The following is a 19,173-nucleotide window of genomic DNA, read 5'->3' on the forward strand; positions in this document are numbered from 1 at the left end:
CGGGCCCGGGCGCGGGCGGTTCGGGCGCGGTGCGGCTGCGGCAGAAGGACTCCAGCGTGACGGGTGCGAGCGGTACGGTGTGCGGAACCGGTCCCGTGGCCGGGACCGCCGTCGTCCTCACCCGCTCAGGAGCGCGCATGTCAGGGCAGTACCCCGGGCAGTTCGGCCCACCGCCCGGTGGCACGCCGGCCGGCGGCATACCCGGTACCGCGCCGCAGGCCTACGCCCCGACCATGGCCGTTCCGCCACCGGGCCCCGGACGGCAGGCCGGTCCGTACGGCGTGCTCGGCCGGGTCCTGGTGGTCCTCGCGCCGCTGCTCTCCGTCGGCCTGCTCGGCATGGTGCCGTCGCTGCTGCTGGCGCTCCGCCGCCGCCGGGCCTACGACATCCTGGGCGCGGTGGTGTACGCCGGGCTCTTCCTCACCTTCTTCATCTGCATCGGGATCGCCGGCAGCTACCCCAAGGGCGAGGCCCCGCTCGCCGACGGGATCGGCACCACGATGATGGTGCTGATGTGGTTCACCCCGCCGGTGCACTTCCTGCTGATGGACCGCCAGGTGGTCTGGTCGGCGGGCCGGCCCGCGCAGCCGCCCGTTCCGGCCGGCTCGTACCCGCCGCCGGCCGGGTACGGCTACCCGGCGCCCGCCAAGGTGGCCGGGACGTACCCGCAGCCCGTGCAGCCGTACCCGTCCGCCCCGCCGTACGGGACCGCCGCCCCGTACCCGCAGGCCGCCCCGCCGTACCCGGCCGTCGACTCCCACCCGTCGGCGATCTCCCACCCGCCCGTGCGCGCGGCCGGCCCCGGGGCGGGCGGCTCCGCTCCCGCCGGTGCCGGTCCCGCCACCTCCGACGAACTGCGCGAACTCGGCGAACTGCTGCGCCGTCAGGCCCGTGAGGACCGCTCGTGACCGTCGTCCGCACGATCGGCGGCCGCTACCAGCTCACCGAGAAGATCGGCCACGGCGGCATGGGCCAGGTCTGGGCCGGCCGTGACGAACGGCTCGCCCGCCCGGTCGCGGTCAAGCTGCTGCGCACCGACCACCTGCTCGCCGCCACCGGCGCCGCCGACCCCACCACCGCCGGACACCGCCGGCACGGCGACGAGCTGCGCCACCGCTTCCTGCGCGAGTGCCGCACCACCGCCGCCCTCGACCACCCCGGCCTGGTCACCGTCTTCGACGCGGGTGAGGACGGCGGCGAGCTGTACCTCGTCATGCAGCGCGTGTCCGGCGTCAGCCTGGCCGACCTCATCGCCGAGGACGCGCCGTTCCCGGTCGAGCGCGCGGTCTCGGTGGCCGCCCAGCTCTGCGCCGCGCTGGCCGCCGTCCACGCCGTGCCCGTCGTCCACCGGGACCTCAAGCCCAGCAACGTGATGGTCCGGGAGGACGGCCGGACCGTCCTGCTGGACCTCGGCATCGCCACCGCGATCGACCCCACGGCCACCCGCCTCACGCTCACCGGCGTCCCGATCGGCAGCCCCTCCTACATGGCGCCGGAACAGGCGCTGTCCGCCACCGTCGACCCGCGCAGCGACCTGTACGCGCTCGGCTGCCTGCTGCACGAGATGCTGACCGGCGAGGGGCCGTTCCGCGCGCCCACCGCCCTCGGGCTGCTGCGCCGGCACGTCGACGATCCGCCGGTGCCGCTGCGCGACCTGCGCCCGGAGGTGCCGGCGCCGCTGGAGCGGCTGGTCCTCGACCTGCTCGCCAAGCGGCCCGGGGACCGTCCGGCCGACGCGCAGGAGGTCTTCGCGCTGCTGCTGCCGCTGCTGCCCGCCGCCGTTCCCGTGCCGCAGCCCCGGTACGGGGCGCTGCCCGACCCGGCCCGGCCGTACCGGCACCCGCTCCAGCCGCAGCCCCGGCCATCGGGCCCCGCGCCGGTGGCGCCGCAGCCGTTCCTGATGGCCGCCGTGCCGCCCGTCGCAGTGCCCGTCGCGGCGGGGGAGGACTTCGCGGCGGCCTGCGCCCGGCTCTCCGACCTGGTCGACGCGGGCCGGCGCGCCGAGGTGCTCGACCTCGCCGCCCGGCTGCTGGCACGCGGTCGCTCCGAACTAGGCGACGGCGCGGCGATGGTCCGCACCGTCCGCACCATCTACGCGCGCACCCTGCTCCAGGAGCGGCGCCACCAGGAGGCTCTCCCGGAGTACCGGCTGCTCGTGGCCACCGTCGAGGGCGGCCCGCACGGCCGCCGCGCCCTGGAACCCCGCTACCGCGTCGCCGAGTGCCTCGAACAGCTCGGCCGCGGCGCGGAGGCGCTCGCCGAGTACCAGGCCCTGCTCGCGGTCTGGCCGGAGACCGAACCGGAGCGGCTGCTGGACCTCCGGGAGCGGATCGGCGTCCTGCTGGCCTCGCTCGGCGAGACGGAAGCGGCGTGGTCCTGGCTGCTCCAACTCCTCTTCGACCGCGAACGCCGCGAGGGCCCCCACCACCCGACAGTCCGCCGCCTGCGCCAAACCCTCGACACCCTCCAACCCCACCGCACCACCGCCACCCCCTGGCCCCCACCCCCCTGACACCCGGGCCTGGCGCAGGAAGTCGGCCGGTCCGACTTCCCACTCCGGCGAGGGCCGGCATTGCCACGCTGGCCTCGCAATTCTTGATGGAGGCGGACTTGGGGTCGCCCATTCGGTACACCAGCGCGGGGCTGGGGCAGCAAGGGGCGTCCGTTGATGTCGGCTTGCTCGACTTCGTGCGCTGACTGGCGTTACTCGCCTTCCTGCTCTGCCGGGGTCCGGCCCTCGGTTTCTGGTGGCGGTGGGCTCGGGGCCGCTCTATCGGGGCACCGGCGTGCTGGCTGCCATGGGGGGTCCTCGGAGTTGGCGCGGGAGGTCGGCCAGCTCGGCTTCCCGCACTGACTGGTGTGCGCTCGTCTCCCGGGTCGGGACGGGGGAGCGGGAGGTCGGCGGGGCTGGCACTGCCGCTGTTCGGTCCTCGCGTTTCCGGTGGTGGCGGGTCAGGGGTCGTCCGACGGGGATACCGGGATGGGAAGTCGGTGGAGCTGTCTTTCCGCTCCGGTGGGCTCGGGTCCGGTGTGCCGGCTGCGTGTGGCCGGGGGCATGACTTTCGGCAGATACGTGGTGGGGCCGGGGTCCGTAGGGTCGGGTGGGTGTGGAGAGAGCGGTGGGTGGAGCGGGCGCTGTTGGTGGTGGCGGCCGGAGGGCTGGGGTTGAGCCAGGTGTCCCTCTGGTGGATGCTGCCGGGGATCGCGGCGGCGTTCGCGGCCGGAGTGCGGATGGAGCGGGTGCGGTCGGCGGCCGTGCTGCTGGTGGTCCTGGTGACGGCCGGGACGGTGGCGGCCATCGTCGTGCCGGCCTGGTCGGTGCGGGCGACGTCCGCGGTCTCGGTCCTGGTCTGCGCCGGGATGGGGCCGTGGATGGTGGGCCGGTTCTGGCGGCAGTCGCAGGAGCTGGTGCGGGCCGGCTGGGAACGTGCGGAGCGGGCCGAGCGGGAGCAGCGGCTGGTGGCCGAGCAGGCGCGGCTGCGCGAGCGGGCCCGGATCGCCCAGGACATGCACGACGCCCTCGGGCACGACCTCAGCCTGATCGCCCTGCGCGCCGGCGCGCTGAAGCTGGCGCCCGACCTGGCCCCGCCGCACCGGGAGGCGGCCCAGGAGATCCGGGCGGGTGCCGCGGCCGCCGTCGAGCGGCTCGGCGAGGTGATCGGCGTCCTGCGGGACGAGACGGACGCGCACGCCGCCCGGGGCCCGGCCGACGCGGGTGTCCCGCAGCTGGTGGCGGAGGCGGCCGCGGCGGGCCTGGACGTCCGGCTGACCGTCACCGGTGAGCCGGAGGGAATGCCGCGGGCGGCCGAGCACGCCGCGTACCGGGTGGTCCAGGAGGCGCTGACCAATGCCGCCAAGCACGCCCCGGCGGCGTCGGTCGAGGTGCGGGTGGCGTACTCCCCGGACGGCGCCATGGTCCAGGTGGTCAACGGTCCGTCCCCGACGGCGCCGGCGGACCGGGCCGCGGCGGCCGGCGGCCGCGGCCTGATCGGCCTGGCCGAGCGGGTCCGGCTGGCCGGCGGCACCTTCCGGCACGGGCCCCGCGCCGACGGCGGGGGATTCGAGGTCCGTGCCGACCTGCCCCGCGCCGGTGCCCCGGTGGGCGGCCCGGTGCCGCGGCCGGCCGTGGTCTCGCCCGCCCGGGAACTGCGCCGCGCCCGGCGCCGGGTGGGCCGGATGATGGCGGCCGTGGTGCTGGTGCCGCTGTCCGTCGCCCTGGCCCTGACCGCCGTGCTGCGGAGCTGGACGATCCACGCGGCCGACCGGTCCCGCCTCGACCCCGCCGACTACGCGGCGCTGCGCGTCGGCCAGGACCGCGCCACCGTCCAGCGATTTCTGCCGGAACGTCAGTTTCCGTACCATCCGTCCGTGGGCAGCCCGCCACCGAGCGGAGAGGGAGTGACGTGCGAGTACTACGCGATGACGGCCGAGGCGTTCAACGACGACCGTTCCGGGGACGCGTACCGGCTCTGCTTCCGGAACGACGTGCTGATCTCCCTGGACGCCCTGATCCAGTGAGCGCCCGGTGAGCGGCGTGGAAGGGGAGGACGGGGCCCGTACCCCGATCCGGGTGGTCATCGCGGACGACGAGCCGATGGTGCGGGCCGGGGTGCGCGCCGTGCTCGCCACCGACCCGGGGATCGAGATCGTCGCCGAGACCGGCGATGGCCGGGAGGCGGTCGAACTGGTCCGGCGCCACCGCCCGGACGTCGCCGTGCTGGACATCCGGATGCCCGGGACGGACGGCATCGCCGCCGCCGCGGAGATCCGGCGGAGCGCCGTCACCACCCGCACCGGGGCGGCGACCGGGATCGTCATGCTGACCACCTTCGGTGAGGACGACTACATCCTGCGGGCCCTCGGCGGGGGCGCCAACGGGTTCCTGATCAAGTCCGGCGAGCCGGAGGAGCTGATCGCCGGCGTCCGGTCGGTGGCGGGCGGCGCGGCCTACCTCTCACCCCGGGTGGCCGCCCGGGTGGTGGCTCACCTCGCCGCCACCGGGGCCGGCGGGCCGGCCGACCGCCGGGCCGCCGCGCAGCACCGGGTGGCCGGGCTGACCGCCCGCGAACGGGACGTGCTGGCGCTGGTCGCCGCCGGGCTGTCCAACGGCCAGATCGCCCGCCGGATCGGGGTGGTGGAAGGCACGGTGAAGGCCCACGTCAGCAATGTCCTGGCGCGGCTGGGGGTGGCCAACCGGGCGGCCGCCGCCGTCCTCGCCCACGAGGCCGGCCTGGCCGCCGGCCCGCCGGCCTGACGCGGGGGCGGACCTCGGAGCGGACGCCGGGGCGGACGCCGGCCGCTGCGGACGGAGCAGCAGCGGCCCGAGCAGCCGCACCCCGCCCAGCGCGCCGACCGCCGCCGTCGCCGACGGCAGCAGCGCGACCAGCACCGCCGCCGTGACCGTCCCGCCCAGGGCCGCCCCGGCGAGCACGTCGTGCGGGTAGTGCACCCCGGCGGCGACCCGCAGGGCGGCCGTGCCGAGGCCGACCGGTATGACCAGCCACGCCCAGCGCGGCCGCAGCAGCACCAGCCCGGTGGCCAGCGCGACGGCCAGGGTCGCGTGGTTGCTGGGGAACGACCAGTCGCCCGCCGGAGGGCAGTCGGCGAGCGCGGTGGACGGCAGGGCGGCCAGCGCCCGGCAGGGCCGCTCCTCGTCGACCACGAGCTTCAGCAGCTCGCTCGCCCCGTACGCGAGCACGGTGCCGAGGCCGGTGAGCGCGACGCCCGCGACCGCGTCGGCGGCCCGCCGCCCGCGCGCCGTCCACCAGCGGAGCACCAGCAGCAGGCCCAGCACCAGCAGCCCGGCCTCGGTGGCGGGCTCCAGCAGGTCGGCGAGCCCGGGCGGTGCGTCGGCGACGGTGTCGGCCACCCGGCGGTAGCCGGCGGCGGACCAGCCGGTGACCACCTCGACCGGTCCGTCCCCGTCCGCGCGCCCCGGCGCCAGCCACCCGACCGCACCGGTTCCCGCACCGAGCAGGACCACCGCGAAGGCCGTTCTGTTCCTGAGCGTGTTCGTCATGCCACGCACGGTAGGAGTGCGGACCGGGGCCGGACCCGACCCGAAAGACAGGGGCGGACCATGACGATCGTCAGGGTTGACGCCCACGCCAAGCCATGCGGACACCTCCGCCCGGCCCCCGTCCGCACCCCCGCGCCCACCCGGGCCCGCGGCTGGTGCGAGCCGGACGACCCGGGGGCGGGGGTGCGGGCCGGACGGGTAGGTTCGGGGTGTGACGACGAATCCTCCGGGCGCGAAGCTGATCCTGCTCATCACCACCCACCGGGTGGCCCCCGGCCTGCTGTCGTGGCCCGCCTGGGAGGCGCTGCGGTCCGCCGGACGGGTGCTCGCCGCCGACCCGGCGCACCCGCAGCTGCCCGCCCTGACGCAGGCCGGCGTCGACGTCCGGATCGTGGCCCCCGGCTCCGCCCCCGCGCTGGCCCGGCTGCTCACCGAGGCCCCGGCCGACCGCCCGGCCGACCTCCCGGCCGCCCGGCCCGCCGAGGCCGACCGCCCCGCCGCCACCACCCGACCCGCCACCACCCGACCCGCCACCGCCCACCCGGCCGCCGGTCCGACCGTCTGGCTGGGCAGCCCGGACGGCGACCCCGGGCTGACCGACGCGCTGGCCCGCCTCGCCGTCGAGCACGCCGGCGAGGTGCCGGAGATCGAGGTGCTGCCCGGCTCCTACGACCTGCCGGGCGCGCGGCTGCTGGACCTGGTCTCCGTGATGGACCGGCTCCGCTCGCCGGGCGGCTGCCCCTGGGACGCCGAGCAGACCCACGCCAGCCTGGTGAAGTACCTGGTCGAGGAGGCCTACGAGCTGGTCGAGGCGATCGAGGAGGGGGACCGCGACATGCTCCGCGAGGAGCTGGGCGACGTCCTGCTGCAGGTCTTCTTCCACTCCCGGATCGCCGAGGAGCACCCCACCGGCGCCTTCTCGATCGACGATGTGGCGGGCGACATCGTCGACAAGCTGATGTACCGCCACCCGCACGTGTTCGGCGACGCCGAGGCGGGCGGCGCCGACGAGGTGGAGGCCAGCTGGGAGGCGCTCAAGGCCGCCGAGAAGTCGGAGCGCGAGTCGGTGCTGGACGGCGTGCCGGCCGGGCTGCCCTCGCTCGCGTACGCGGCGAAGCTGGTGTCGCGGGTGCGCCGGGCCGGCTTCACGGGCGTGCCGGACGCGCCGTACGAGCTGCCCGGAGAGCTCACGGCCGAGTCGGCGGGCCGGCTGCTGCTCGCGGTGGCGCAGCGCGCGCACGACGCCGGGGTGGACGTGGACGCCGCGCTGCGGGCCGCGGCGCGCGGCTACCGGGACGAGGTGCGCGCCGCCGAGGGCCTGGAGCCCGCGCCGTAGCGGGCCGGCCGGGGCCTCAGGCGGCGGCGTCCTCCAGCGGACGGCGCCGCGCCGGGACGACGACCTCGCCGATCGCCTCGCCGACCAGGGCGACGAGCTCGGCGAGCCGTTCCAGGTCGAGGTGGTCGGGCAGGTCGGAGAGCGAGACGATCCGCTCGCCGCCCGGCCCGGCCACGCAGAACAGGTCGATCGGGCCGAGGTGCTTCTCGGTGGTGTCGACCAGCGCGGCGACGTCGCTGGGGCGGCGGACGTCCCCGCAGACGCCGACGACCGGGCAGCCCGGTCGGTCGAGCTCGGTGGCGAGGTCCTCGGCGATCCCGACCCGCTGGTCGGCGATCAGCACGCCGGCGGCCCCCGCGGCGGTGAGCCGGCGGGCGAGGTCAGCCCCCGACCCGCCGTCGAGTACGGCGATCACGACGACCGAACCGGTGTCCCGCATGGCCCTGCTCCTCCCTGTGGGCGGCTCCGCACCGGCGCCCACGGACATCTTGCGGAGGATCGTAGGCACGTCCTGACCCTCCGCAACAGGAATTACCCCTCAGGTGACCAGGCTCACGCCTGCCGTGTACGACGGGCTTCGGACGCGGCCCCGACGGCCGCCCCGACGGCCGCGCGCACGCCGTGCGGTGGCCCGGACACGCCCGGGATACCGTCGACCCATGCCAGCTCAGCCCGACCCCGCCCGCCCGCCCCTGTTCACCTGGGAGTTCGCCGCCGATCCGTACCCCGCGTACGCGTGGCTGCGCGAGCACGAGCCGGTGCACCGGACCACCCTGCCGAGCGGGGTGGAGGCGTGGCTGGTCACCCGGTACGCGGACGCCCGGCAGGCGCTCGCGGACAGCCGGCTCTCCAAGAACCCGGTGCACCACAGCGAGCAGGCCCACCGCACCGGCCGGGTCGGCATCCCGGGCGAGCGCCAGGCCGACCTCATGACGCACCTGCTGAACATCGACCCGCCGGACCACACCCGGCTGCGCCGGCTGGTGTCCAAGGCGTTCACGCCGCGCCGGGTGGCGGCGTTCGAGCCGCGGGTGCAGCAGCTGACCGACCGGCTGATCGACGGCTTCGCGGCCCGCGGGTCCGCCGACCTCATCCACGAGTTCGCGTTCCCGCTCCCCATCTACGCGATCTGCGACCTGCTCGGGGTGCCCGCTGAGGACCAGGACGACTTCCGGGACTGGGCCGGGATGATGCTGCGACACACCAAACCGGGCCACGGCAGCGGTCAGCGCGGCGGCGTGGGGCGCGCGGTGAAGCGGATGCGGGCCTACCTGGCGGAGCTGATCCACCGCAAGCGGGCGGACCTCGGCGACGACCTGATCTCGGGGCTGATCCGGGCCAGCGACCACGGCGAGCACCTGACCGAGAACGAGGCCGCGGCGATGGCCTTCATCCTGCTGTTCGCCGGCTTCGAGACGACGGTCAACCTGATCGGCAACGGCGTGTACGCGCTGCTGCGCAACCCGGGGCAGCGCGCCCTGCTCCAGGAGTCGGTCGGCCGCGGCGAGAGCGCGCTGCTGGAGACCGGGATCGAGGAACTGCTGCGCTACGACGGGCCGGTGGAGCTGGCCACCTGGCGGTTCGCGGCCAGTCCGCTGACCATCGGCGGGGTGGAGATCCCGGTCGGCGACCCGGTGCTGGTGGTGCTCGCGGCGGCGGACCGGGACCCGGCGCGGTTCGCCGACGAGAACACCCTGGACCTGGCCCGGACGGACAACCCGCACCTGGGGTTCGGGCACGGCATCCACTACTGCATCGGCGCGCCGCTGGCGCGGCTGGAGGGGCGGGCCGCGCTGGCCACCCTGCTGACCCGGCTGCCGGACCTTCGGCTCGCCGCCGACCCCGGGGACCTGCGCTGGCGCGGTGGTCTGATCATGCGTGGACTTCGTGAACTTCCGGTGGAATTCACGCCGGAGAAAAGGCCTGACCTGGCCGTTCCCGGCGGCGCCTGCGAGGCCTGACGGACACCCACGACACGCTGACGGATGCTCTCCGAACCGTGTTTCACAGGGGTCTGAACCCGCATCAATCCGGACATACCGCTTCGGTTGGTAGGCAATCCATCACGTGACGTGATGTTCGTGTGATATCGACGATATGAGCTTGTGATTGCTCTGAAGATCTGTCTACTCTCCGTGGAGCCCGCCGCTGCGGGCCCCGTCCGCGGAACGCCGAGTCCTGCCCGCCGCGTCACGGGAAACCGACCAGAACCCTGGGCAGGGGCGGGGGAACCAGGTTTCGTGCCGTCTCCCACGGCTAGGGGTGAAGCCGCCTCCGCGCGGCCGGGCCACCTCCCGGTCCGAACCCGACAGCTCACCTCGCAGGCGTGCGGAGAGGGACCTCGTCATGCTGTTCGTTGGAACCGGTCGTCACCGTCGCCGTACCCAGGCCGAGAAGGCCATCGCCGTCGCCGGTGTCGCCGGCGTCGGGCTGGCCATGCCCATCCTGAGCGCCACCGGCGCCTCCGCCGCCCCGGTCTCCACCTGGGACGCGGTCGCCCAGTGCGAGAGCGGCGGCAACTGGAGCATCAACACCGGCAACGGCTTCTACGGCGGCCTCCAGTTCACCCCCAGCACCTGGAAGGCGTACGGCGGCGCCGCCTACGCGCCGCAGGCCAACCAGGCCTCGAAGGCGCAGCAGATAGCGGTCGCCGAGAAGGTCCTCGCCTCGCAGGGCCCGGGCGCCTGGCCGGTCTGCTCCAAGAAGGCCGGCCTGAGCAAGGGCGGCGCCCCGGCGGCGGTCGACACCTCGACGGACGCCAAGCCGGCCGCCCCGAAGCCGCAGGCCCAGCCGCAGCAGCAGACCCCGAAGGCCGCCGCCCCGAAGCCGGCCGCCGCTCCGCAGGCCCAGCCGCAGCAGCAGGCCGCCAAGCCGCAGGCCCGGCAGTACGCGCCGCAGAGCGCCCAGCAGCAGCCCAAGCAGCAGACGCCGCAGCCCAAGCAGCAGGCCCCGCAGGTCCAGCAGCAGGCTCCGCAGTCCCCGGCCTTCTCCGGCAAGGCCGGCTGGGACGCCGACGCCAAGGTGTACTGGTACCAGAGCAACGGCGCCTGGTACTGGACCAGCCACCAGAGCGTCTACCAGCAGTACGCCGGCCAGGCCGCCCAGAGCGCCCCCGCCGCCCCGCAGCAGTCGGCCGGCCAGGGCTACACCGTCCGCTCCGGCGACACCCTCGCCGGGATCGCCGCCGGCCAGGGCGTCTCCGGCGGCTGGCACGCCCTGTACGACGGCAACCGCGGCACCATCGGCGCCGACCCGAACCTGATCGTCCCCGGCCAGGTCCTGACCCTCGGCTGACACCCGTTCGACCGGCGAGGTCCGGCCGAGCGGACGGAGGGGGCCGATTGGGCCCCCTTCGTCCGCATCCGGACCTCTCCGGCCGGGCAACCAGGTGAACTACCGGTGGGTAGCCGGGCCACACGCTGAGACGGAGCCGAGGTCGACGTGGCCCGGACAGCCCGTGCGGTTAGGCTCTGGTCGTAACGACTCCGCAATCGTCCGGCCGACTGCACCCACCGTCAGCCGAACCTGCTTCCGCTAGGAGATGCCTCGTGCCGTCCATCGATGTCGTCGTAGCCCGTGAGATTCTCGACTCGCGCGGCAACCCCACGGTCGAGGTCGAGGTCGGCCTCGACGACGGCAGCACCGGCCGTGCCGCCGTCCCGTCGGGTGCCTCCACCGGTGCCTTCGAGGCGCTGGAGCTCCGCGACGGCGACAAGAACCGCTACTTCGGCAAGGGCGTGGAGAAGGCCGTCCTGGCCGTCATCGAGCAGATCGGCCCGGAGCTGGTCGGCTACGACGCCACCGAGCAGCGCCTGATCGACCAGGCCATGCTCGACCTGGACGCCACCCCGGACAAGTCCTCGCTCGGCGCCAACGCCATCCTGGGCGTCTCGCTGGCCGTCGCGCACGCCGCCTCCGAGGCCAGCGACCTGCCGCTGTTCCGCTACCTGGGCGGCCCGAACGCGCACGTCCTGCCGGTCCCGATGATGAACATCCTCAACGGCGGCTCGCACGCGGACTCCAACGTCGACATCCAGGAGTTCATGATCGCCCCGATCGGCGCGGAGTCCTTCTCCGAGGCCGTCCGCTGGGGCGTCGAGGTCTACCACACCCTCAAGGGCGTGCTGAAGGAGCGCGGTCTGTCGACCGGCCTGGGCGACGAGGGCGGCTTCGCCCCGAACCTGGACTCCAACCGCGAGGCCCTGGACCTCATCGTCGAGGCCATCCAGAAGGCCGGCTACGTGCCGGGCAAGGACGTCGCGCTCGCCCTGGACGTCGCCTCCTCCGAGTTCTACGAGGACGGCGCCTACCAGTTCGAGGGCAAGGCGCTCACCTCCGCCGAGCTCATCGAGTACTACGCCGGCCTGGTCGCCGCCTACCCGCTGGTCTCCATCGAGGACCCGCTGGACGAGTCGGACTGGGACGGCTGGAAGGCCATGACCGAGAAGCTGGGCGACAAGGTCCAGCTGGTCGGCGACGACCTGTTCGTCACCAACCCGGCCCGCCTGGCCCGCGGCATCGAGACCGGCACCGCCAACGCGCTGCTGGTGAAGGTCAACCAGATCGGCTCGCTGACCGAGACCCTGGACGCCGTCGAGCTGGCCCAGCGCAACGGCTACCGCTGCATGATGTCGCACCGCTCCGGCGAGACCGAGGACGTCACCATCGCCGACCTGGCCGTCGCCACCAACTGCGGCCAGATCAAGACCGGCGCCCCGGCCCGCTCCGAGCGCGTCGCCAAGTACAACCAGCTGCTGCGCATCGAGGAGATCCTCGACGACGCCGCCGAGTACGCCGGCCGCGGCGCCTTCCCGCGGTTCAAGCACGAGGGCTGAGCCCGCCCGGCGGCGCCCGGCCGGTATCGCCGGACGCCCGGTAGCGCACGCCTGACCGGTGCCCCGCCGTTCACCCCGTAGGGTGGACGGCGGGGCACCGTCGCGACCAGGAGGGGACACCGCAGATGGCAGGCTGGAGGATCCCGGGCTTGGCCGCCCGGCCTCGGTTCACGAGCCGGGCGACCGTCCTCGTGCTGGTGCTCTGCTCACTGGTGGCGATCCTGGCCTACCCGACGCGGCAGTTCGTCTCGCAGCGCTCGGAGATCTCGGCGCAGCGCGCCCGGGCCGAGCACGCCCGGCAGGAGGTCGAGCAGCTGCGCCGGGAGAAGGCCCGCTGGCAGGACCCGGAGTACGTCAAGGCGCAGGCCCGCACCCGGCTGCACTACGCGATGCCGGGGGAGACCCCGTACATCGCGGTCGACCCGGCGGCCCAGGACGCGGCGAAGTCCGCGCTGGGCGCGCCGCCGCCCGCGCAGGGCCCGGCGGCCGGTCCGGCGAAGGCGGCCCGGCCCTGGTACGCCAGCGTCTGGGACTCCGTGGACGCCGCTGCCGCCGCCGCACCGGTGGCCCCCGCCGCCCCGGGGCAGTCCGCCCCTCCCTCACCACCCGCCCCCGCCCCCGCTGGAGACAGCTCCTCCCATGACCACTGAGAACCACCCCACCGTCTCCGACGAGGACGTCGCGGCGATCGCCGCGCAGCTCGGCCGGGTCCCGCGCGGCCTGCGCGGCGTGGCCCACCGCTGCCCGTGCGGCAACCCGGACGTCGTGGAGACGGCCCCCCGGCTGCCGGACGGCACGCCGTTCCCGACGCTGTACTACCTGACCTGCCCCAAGGCCGCCTCGCTGATCGGCACCCTGGAGGCGGACGGCGTGATGAAGGAGCAGACCGCCCGGCTCGCCGAGGACCCGGAGCTGGCCGCGGCGTACCAGAAGGCGCACGAGGACTACATCGCCCGCCGGGACGCCATCGAGGTACTGGAGGGCTTCCCGAGCGCCGGCGGCATGCCGGACCGGGTCAAGTGCCTGCACGTCCTGGTCGGCCACTCGCTGGCGGCCGGCGAGGGCGTCAACCCGCTCGGCGACGAGGCGATCGGCATGCTGGAGGACTGGTGGGCCAAGGGCCCGTGCGTCTCCGCCGCCGAGGTCACGGCCGCCGGCGAGCGGGTGGCCCGCAACCGGGCCAAGGAGCAGGACCACGCGGCCGTGATCGCGGCCAAGGAGCAGAAGACCGCCGAGCGCGCCGCCAAGCGGGCCGCGCAGGAGTCGGACGAGGCGGGGGAGGACGGGGCGTGAGCACGACCCGGGTGGCCGCGATCGACTGCGGCACCAATTCGATCCGGCTGCTGGTCGCCGACCTCGACCCGGAGACCGGGGCGATCACCGACCTCGACCGGCGGATGATCATCAACCGGCTGGGCCAGGGCGTGGACCGCACCGGCCGGCTGCACCCGGACGCGCTGGAGCGCACCTTCGCCGCCTGCCGCGAGTACGCCGAGGTGATCTCCGGTTTCGGGGTGGGCCCGGAGCGGATCCGCTTCGTCGCCACCAGCGCCTCCCGGGACGCCGAGAACAGCGCCGAGTACGTCGACGGCGTGCGGGCGGCCCTGGGCGTCGAGCCCGAGGTGGTCAGCGGCGAGGAGGAGGCGCACCTGTCCTTCGTCGGCGCCACCAAGGAGCTCACCGGTGGTCAGTTCCCGGCCCCCTACCTGGTCTTCGACCTGGGCGGCGGCTCGACCGAGTTCGTGCTCGGGGCCGAGGACGTCCGGGCGGCGCGCTCGGTGGACATCGGCTGCGTGCGGCTGACCGAGCGGCACTTCGGCGGCGCCGAGCTGCCGTCGGACGAGCGGATCGCCGAGGCGCGGGCGCACGTGCGCGCCGAGCTGGACCGGGCCGAGGAGGCCGTCCCGCTGACCGGCGCGGCCACCCTGGTCGGCCTGGCCGGCACGGTCACCACCATCTCGGCGATCGCCCAGGACCTGCCCCGGTACGACTCGGAGGCGATCCACCACTCGCGGATCCCCCGCGAGCGGGTCGCCGAGATCGCCGACCGGCTGCTGCACTCCACCCACGCCGAGCGGGCGGCGATCCCGTCGATGCACCCGGGCCGGGTGGACGTGATCGCGGCCGGCGCGCTGGAACTGCTGGAGATCATGGAGCGGACGGGCGCCGCCGAGGTGGTCGTCAGCGAGCACGACATCCTGGACGGAATCGCCTGGAGCATCGCCCGCTGAACAGGTGCGGGACTTACCGTCCGGCCCCGGACGCCCCCCCTGGGGCTCCGGGGCCGGGGCGCGCCGGGGGCGCTGCGGGAATGTTCGTGAATTTCTTCACATGGCGATCCAGCCTTTCGCCGCACCGGGCGGTCCGGTCCGTCCGATATGTGGGACCGAAGGCTCGCTCGGCGTGACGACCCCTGGATCGCAGGTTTCGGCCCGCCAGAGGTTTGAAAATCGAAATCCTGTAGGGGAACCCGCCCGGGTCATGGATCGTTGCTGCTCAGCGGGGCCGTCCGAACGGGCGTGCCCACCGGGTGGCCGCAGGGGCCGCGAGGGGCCCGGCGGGGGGTCGAAACGGGGGCGCGTAGTGTAGCAGAGGGGGTCCAGAAGCTTGTGAGCGGGCTCACGAAGGCTGCTCCGAGCGGTGCTGGATACTTTCGGATATGAGCACCACGGAGCGTCCTCGCATCCTCATTGTCGGCGGTGGTTACGTCGGCCTGTATGCCGCGATGCGCATCCTCAAGAAGATGCGTTACGGCGAAGCGACCGTCACGGTCGTCGACCCGCGGTCGTACATGACGTACCTGCCCTTCCTCCCCGAGGCGGCCGGCGGCAACGTCGCGCCCCGCAACCTCGTCGCGCCCCTGCGCACCGCGCTGAAGAACGCGGAGGTGCTCACCGGTGCGGTCACCGGTGTGGACCACGAGCGCAAGATCGCCACGATCCAGCCCGCGGCCGGCGACTCGTACGAGCTGCCCTTCGACTACCTGGTCGTCGCGACCGGCTCGGTCTCCCGCACCTTCCCGATCCCGGGTCTGGCCGAGAACGGCATCGGCATGAAGACCGTGGAGGAGGCCATCGCCCTCCGCAACCACGTCATGGCGCAGCTGGACAAGGCCGAGTCCACCACGGACGAGGCGGTCCGCCGCAAGGCGCTGACCTTCGTCATCATCGGCGGCGGCTTCGCCGGCGTCGAGACGATCGCCGAGATCGAGGACATGGCGCGCGACGCCTCCAAGATCTACAAGACCGTCAGCCGTGACGACATGCGCTTCGTCGTGGTCGAGGCCGCCAACCGCATCCTCCCCGAGATGGGCCCGGACCTCGGTCTGTGGACCAAGGAGAAGCTCGAGGAGCGCAACATCGAGGTCTACATCGAGACCTCGATGGACTCCTGCGTCGACGGCCACGTCGTGCTGAAGAACGGCATGGAGATGGACGCCTCCACCATCGTGTGGACGGCCGGCGTGAAGCCGAACCCGGTGCTGACCCGGTTCGGCCTGCCGCTGGGCCCGCGCGGCCACGTCGACACCGCGCCGACCCTGCAGGTCCAGGGCTTCGACTACGTCTGGGCCGCCGGCGACAACGCCCAGGTGCCGGACCTCGCCGCCGGTGAGGGCGCCTGGTGCCCGCCGAACGCGCAGCACGCCGTGCGCCAGGCCGCCGTCCTCGGCGACAACGTGATCTCCGGCATGCGCGGCTTCCCGCAGCAGGAGTACAAGCACAAGAACCTCGGTGCGGTCGCCGGTCTCGGCCTGCACAAGGGTGTCGCGATCCTCTTCGGCAAGTACAAGCTGAAGGGCCGTCCGGCCTGGTGGTTCCACCGCCTGTACCACGGCGCCATGGTCCCCACCTTCAACCGGAAGGTCCGCGTCTTCACCGACTGGACCCTCGCCGTCTTCCTGAAGCGCGAGATGGTCGGCCTGTCGCAGATGGAGAACCCGTACCAGCCGATCCAGGAGGTCACGGCCCCCACCAAGCCCGCCGTCGAGGCCGCCAAGCCGGCCGCCGACAAGGAGCTCGCCAGCAAGTAACGACTGCGGACCCCGGTGTGGGAGCACCGGGGCATGAGTCGGAGGCCCTCCGCCCGGCAGCGTTGCCGGACCACGACCTCCGTGGTGCTCAGCCGGCTGTGCGAGTCGGGCGGAGTACAGAAGTGAACGAGAAGGCCCCCGCCGAACCCTCCGGCGGGGGCCTTCTCGTCACTCCCGACGGTCAGTCGGTCTTGATGCTGGCCAGGATGTCCAGCTTGGAGGCCCGGCGGGCGGGCCAGAAGGCGGCCACCAGGCCGACCAGGCCGGCCAGGGCCAGGAAGAGCAGCAGCTGGCCGAAGGGGACCACGGTGGCCATGCCCTGCAGGCTGGACTTCAGGGTGCCGTTGATCGCCCAGGCCATGAAGCAGCCGAGCAGGATGCCGATGCCGGCGCCGAACACCGAGATCACCACGGACTCCAGACGGACCATCCGCTTGATGCCGGAGCGGTCCAGGCCGATCGCCCGCAGCATGCCGATCTCGCGCTTGCGCTCGAAGACCGACATCGCCAGGGTGTTGATCACACCGAGGATCGCGACGATCACCGACATCGCCAGCAGGCCGTACATGAGGTTCAGCGCGAAGGTGATGGTCTGGCTGAAGTCGTCCCGGACGTCCTGGCGCGACTTGACCTCGATCACCGGGTTGGCGCCGGTGGCGTCCTTGAGCGCCTTCTTCAGCGCGTCGCTCTCCCCGTCGGTGCCCTTGACCAGGACGTTGTTCAGGTAGGGCTGCGGCTCGTGCTTGACGATCTCGCTGTTGGCCAGCAGGGCCCCGCCGAGCAGGCCGCCCTTCTCGTAGACACCGCCGACGGTCAGGGAGCCCTTGGTGTCGTTGCCGAAGGTGACGTCGACGGTGGACCCGGTCCCGATGCCCAGCTTCTTCGCGACGTCCTCGTCGACCAGCAGCTTCCCCTGGGCGGCGGCGGCCATCGAGCCGCTCTTCATCGTCACCGAGACCAGCTTGTCGAGGCTTTCCCCGTTCAGGCCGGTGATCTGCCGGCCGGAGCCGTTGAGCTCCCAGTAGACGGTGGTCAGCGGCGAGGAGGCGGCCACCCCGGGGGCCTTGGCGACCTCGGCCGGGACCTTGTCGGACAGGCTCATCCCGTTGGCCGCGGAGACCAGGTAGTCGGCCTTCATGGAGCTGGTGACCGTCCGGTCGAGGGTGTCGGCGACCGAGGCGCCGATCACGGTCAGACCGCTGACCAGCGTCAGGCCGATGGTGAGCGCGGCGGCGGTGGCGGCGGTGCGGCGCGGGTTGCGCACCGCGTTCTGCCGGGCCAGCTTGCCGGGGGTGCCGAACAGCCGGCCGAGGACCGGGCCGACCAGGGCGATCACCGGGCGGGAGAGCAGCGGCAGCAGGACGAAGACGCCCAGGACGGCGAGCAGCGCGCCGACCGCGATCGGCATCCGGCCGTCGGAGTTGCCCTTCGAGGCTCCGAAGGCGACCAGGGCGATGCCGGCGGCGGCCAGCAGCGAGCCGATGGCGTTGCGGACCACCAGGGACTTCTGGGTGGTGGGCTGGTCTCCGCTGCTCATCGCGGCGACCGGGGCGATCCGCGCGGCGCGGACGGCCGGCAGCAGTGCGGAGAGCACCGTGACCAGGATGCCGACGATCAGGGTGACCGCCACGGTCATCGGCTTGACCACCAGCGAGGCGGTCGGCATGCCGTCGTCCATCGTGGCGATCAGGGACTGCATCCCGGCGCCGACGCCGAGGCCGGCGACCAGACCCGCCGCGGCCGAGAGGGTCCCGATGGCGAGCGCCTCGACCAGCACCGAGCGGGTGACCTGCTTGCGGCTGGCGCCGATCGCGCGGAGCAGGGCCAGCTCCTTGGTGCGCTGGGCGACCAGCATGGTGAAGGTGTTGGCGATGATGAAGATGCCGACGAAGAGCGAGATCGCGGCGAACGCGAGCAGCATGGTGCGGATGCTCTCGCTGCTCCTCTCGATCAGCCGCTCGTCCTCCGCCTTCAGCTCGGCACCGGTGCGGACCTCGATCTGCTGCTCCGGCTTGAGCTTCTGGTTCACCTCGGAGAGCAGGGCGTCCTGGCTGGTGCCGGGCTTGGCGGCGAGCACGACGCTGCTGTAGCGGCCGGGCTCCAGCAGCAGCTGCTGGGCGGTGGCGCGGTCGAACAGGGTGAGGGTGCCGCCGCTGTTGGCCACCGGGTCGTCGGTGGTGAAGATGCCGGTGAGCTTCGCCTCCAGGACCGGGCCGTTGGAGCCGACCCGGACGGTGTCGCCGACCTTGTAGCCGCCCTTGTCGGCGGTCTTCCGGTCGAGGGCGATCTCCTTGCCGTTCTTCGGGCCCTGGCCCTCGGCCATCGGGTAGCGGGCGTCCTTGCCGTCCGGACCGGGCGCGAAGTTGGCGCCCCTGGCCGTCCAGGGCTGGCCGATCAGGGTGCCCTTCTTGTCGGCGACGCCGGTGAAGCCGCTGACCACGCCGCGGGCGCTCGCCGAGCCGGGCAGCGCGGCGAGCTGCTGGACGGTGGCGTCCGTCAGGGTGACCGGGCTCTTGTCGCTCTTGTCCCGGGCGGTCGCGGTGGCGCCGGCGGCGGTGTCGATGACCTGGACCGACACGTCCGAGTAGCTCTTGGAGTTGTTCTCCCGCATGGCCTTGCCGAAGGTGTCGGAGAAGACCATGGTGCCGGCCACGAAGGCGGTGCCCAGCATGACGGCGAGCGCCGTCATCAGCAGTCGGCCCTTGTGGGCCAGCACATTGCGCAGTGCGGTGCGATACATGGGGTGTCCTGGGGTCCTGTGGTCAACGAAGGGTCGGGCGGCGGACGCGGGGCGTCAGCTGGTGCGGCCCTTGGCGTCGAAGCGGCGCATGCGGTCCAGGACGGCGTCGGCGGTCGGCTGGACCAGCTCGTCGACGATGCGGCCGTCGGCGAGGAAGACGACGCGGTCGGCGTAGGCGGCGGCGACCGGGTCGTGGGTGACCATGACGACGGT

Annotated in this window: 14 protein-coding genes, 2 pseudogenes and 1 riboswitch; of the genes and pseudogenes, 12 read left to right on the forward strand and 4 right to left on the reverse strand. The window is 73.7% G+C overall.

The window, feature by feature from the left end; genetic code table 11:
- Positions 1–137 precede the first annotated feature (137 nt).
- From ABT093_RS37125 to ABT093_RS37140, 4 genes are all read left to right on the forward strand, one after another.
- On the forward strand, positions 138–908 hold the full coding sequence (locus tag ABT093_RS37125) for a hypothetical protein (protein WP_350571856.1): 771 nt from the start codon (positions 138–140) through the stop codon (positions 906–908).
- Positions 905–2,512 (forward strand): protein kinase domain-containing protein, encoded by a 1,608-nt coding sequence (locus ABT093_RS37130; protein ID WP_350571858.1) that lies wholly within the window; start codon positions 905–907, stop codon positions 2,510–2,512. Before ABT093_RS37125 ends, ABT093_RS37130 begins: the two co-directional genes overlap by 4 nt.
- Before the next feature lie 593 nt (positions 2,513–3,105).
- The gene (locus ABT093_RS37135; protein ID WP_350571860.1) at positions 3,106–4,518 is read left to right on the forward strand and encodes a sensor histidine kinase; all 1,413 of its coding nucleotides are present in this window, start codon (positions 3,106–3,108) and stop codon (positions 4,516–4,518) included.
- A 76-nt stretch (positions 4,519–4,594) separates the two neighbouring features.
- Positions 4,595–5,254 (forward strand): response regulator, encoded by a 660-nt coding sequence (locus ABT093_RS37140; RefSeq protein WP_502884400.1) that lies wholly within the window; start codon positions 4,595–4,597, stop codon positions 5,252–5,254.
- 186 nt (positions 5,255–5,440) lie between these two features.
- Here ABT093_RS37140 and ABT093_RS37145 read toward each other — a convergent pair.
- Positions 5,441–6,271 (reverse strand): annotated as a pseudogene (locus tag ABT093_RS37145) (phosphatase PAP2 family protein); the annotation flags it as partial.
- On the opposite strand from ABT093_RS37145, the gene ABT093_RS37150 reads away from it, so the two are divergent.
- On the forward strand, positions 6,231–7,355 hold the full coding sequence (locus ABT093_RS37150; RefSeq protein WP_350571864.1) for a nucleoside triphosphate pyrophosphohydrolase: 1,125 nt from the start codon (positions 6,231–6,233) through the stop codon (positions 7,353–7,355). The pseudogene ABT093_RS37145 and the gene ABT093_RS37150 overlap by 41 nt on opposite strands.
- A 16-nt stretch (positions 7,356–7,371) precedes the next feature.
- Here the strand turns inward: ABT093_RS37150 and ABT093_RS37155 are convergent, their stop codons facing one another.
- Complete coding sequence (locus tag ABT093_RS37155) at positions 7,372–7,794, reverse strand: SDR family NAD(P)-dependent oxidoreductase (RefSeq protein WP_350571866.1); 423 nt, start codon at positions 7,792–7,794, stop codon at positions 7,372–7,374.
- A gap of 220 nt (positions 7,795–8,014) precedes the next feature.
- Between ABT093_RS37155 and ABT093_RS37160 the strand changes: the two genes are divergently transcribed.
- From ABT093_RS37160 to ABT093_RS37190, 7 genes are all read left to right on the forward strand, one after another.
- On the forward strand, positions 8,015–9,316 hold the full coding sequence (locus ABT093_RS37160) for a cytochrome P450 family protein (protein ID WP_350571868.1): 1,302 nt from the start codon (positions 8,015–8,017) through the stop codon (positions 9,314–9,316).
- 231 nt (positions 9,317–9,547) lie between these two features.
- Positions 9,548–9,696: riboswitch (cyclic di-AMP (ydaO/yuaA leader) on the forward strand.
- A 5-nt stretch (positions 9,697–9,701) separates the two neighbouring features.
- Positions 9,702–10,649 carry a transglycosylase family protein gene (locus tag ABT093_RS37165; protein ID WP_350571870.1) on the forward strand — a complete coding sequence of 316 codons (948 nt, stop codon included), beginning with the start codon at positions 9,702–9,704 and terminating at the stop codon, positions 10,647–10,649.
- A gap of 254 nt (positions 10,650–10,903) precedes the next feature.
- The gene (gene eno / locus ABT093_RS37170; protein ID WP_350551731.1) at positions 10,904–12,190 is read left to right on the forward strand and encodes a phosphopyruvate hydratase; all 1,287 of its coding nucleotides are present in this window, start codon (positions 10,904–10,906) and stop codon (positions 12,188–12,190) included.
- 149 nt (positions 12,191–12,339) lie between these two features.
- Entirely contained in the window at positions 12,340–12,840 is a 501-nt protein-coding gene (locus ABT093_RS37175; protein ID WP_350571872.1) for an FtsB family cell division protein, read from the forward strand.
- The gene (locus ABT093_RS37180) at positions 12,812–13,483 is read left to right on the forward strand and encodes a DUF501 domain-containing protein (protein ID WP_350571881.1); all 672 of its coding nucleotides are present in this window, start codon (positions 12,812–12,814) and stop codon (positions 13,481–13,483) included. Before ABT093_RS37175 ends, ABT093_RS37180 begins: the two co-directional genes overlap by 29 nt.
- Positions 13,480–14,421, forward strand: a complete 942-nt coding sequence (locus ABT093_RS37185) for a Ppx/GppA phosphatase family protein (RefSeq protein WP_350571874.1) — start codon at positions 13,480–13,482, stop codon at positions 14,419–14,421. Before ABT093_RS37180 ends, ABT093_RS37185 begins: the two co-directional genes overlap by 4 nt.
- Positions 14,422–14,849: 428 nt before the next feature.
- The gene (locus ABT093_RS37190; protein WP_350571877.1) at positions 14,850–16,220 is read left to right on the forward strand and encodes an NAD(P)/FAD-dependent oxidoreductase; all 1,371 of its coding nucleotides are present in this window, start codon (positions 14,850–14,852) and stop codon (positions 16,218–16,220) included.
- A 181-nt stretch (positions 16,221–16,401) separates the two neighbouring features.
- Here the strand turns inward: ABT093_RS37190 and ABT093_RS37195 are convergent, their stop codons facing one another.
- Positions 16,402–18,960: an ABC transporter permease gene (locus ABT093_RS37195; protein ID WP_350571879.1), complete on the reverse strand. Its 2,559-nt coding sequence runs from the start codon at positions 18,958–18,960 to the stop codon at positions 16,402–16,404.
- Between the two features lie 54 nt (positions 18,961–19,014).
- Positions 19,015–19,173, reverse strand: a pseudogene (locus ABT093_RS37200) (ABC transporter ATP-binding protein); the annotation flags it as partial.

It is taken from the genome of Kitasatospora sp. NPDC002551, assembly GCF_040296005.1.
Classification (GTDB): domain Bacteria; phylum Actinomycetota; class Actinomycetes; order Streptomycetales; family Streptomycetaceae; genus Kitasatospora.

What these genes read in the sequence shown, in the direction of transcription:
- ABT093_RS37195 (WP_350571879.1), bottom strand. Translation starts at nt 18,960, where the DNA reads ATGTATCGCACCGCACTGCGCAATGTGCTGGCCCACAAGGGCCGACTG.
- ABT093_RS37160 (WP_350571868.1), top strand. Translation starts at nt 8,015, where the DNA reads ATGCCAGCTCAGCCCGACCCCGCCCGCCCGCCCCTGTTCACCTGGGAG.
- ABT093_RS37125 (WP_350571856.1), top strand. Translation starts at nt 138, where the DNA reads ATGTCAGGGCAGTACCCCGGGCAGTTCGGCCCACCGCCCGGTGGCACG.
- ABT093_RS37165 (WP_350571870.1), top strand. Translation starts at nt 9,702, where the DNA reads ATGCTGTTCGTTGGAACCGGTCGTCACCGTCGCCGTACCCAGGCCGAG.
- ABT093_RS37140 (WP_502884400.1), top strand. Translation starts at nt 4,595, where the DNA reads ATGGTGCGGGCCGGGGTGCGCGCCGTGCTCGCCACCGACCCGGGGATC.
- ABT093_RS37155 (WP_350571866.1), bottom strand. Translation starts at nt 7,794, where the DNA reads ATGCGGGACACCGGTTCGGTCGTCGTGATCGCCGTACTCGACGGCGGG.
- ABT093_RS37190 (WP_350571877.1), top strand. Translation starts at nt 14,850, where the DNA reads ATGAGCACCACGGAGCGTCCTCGCATCCTCATTGTCGGCGGTGGTTAC.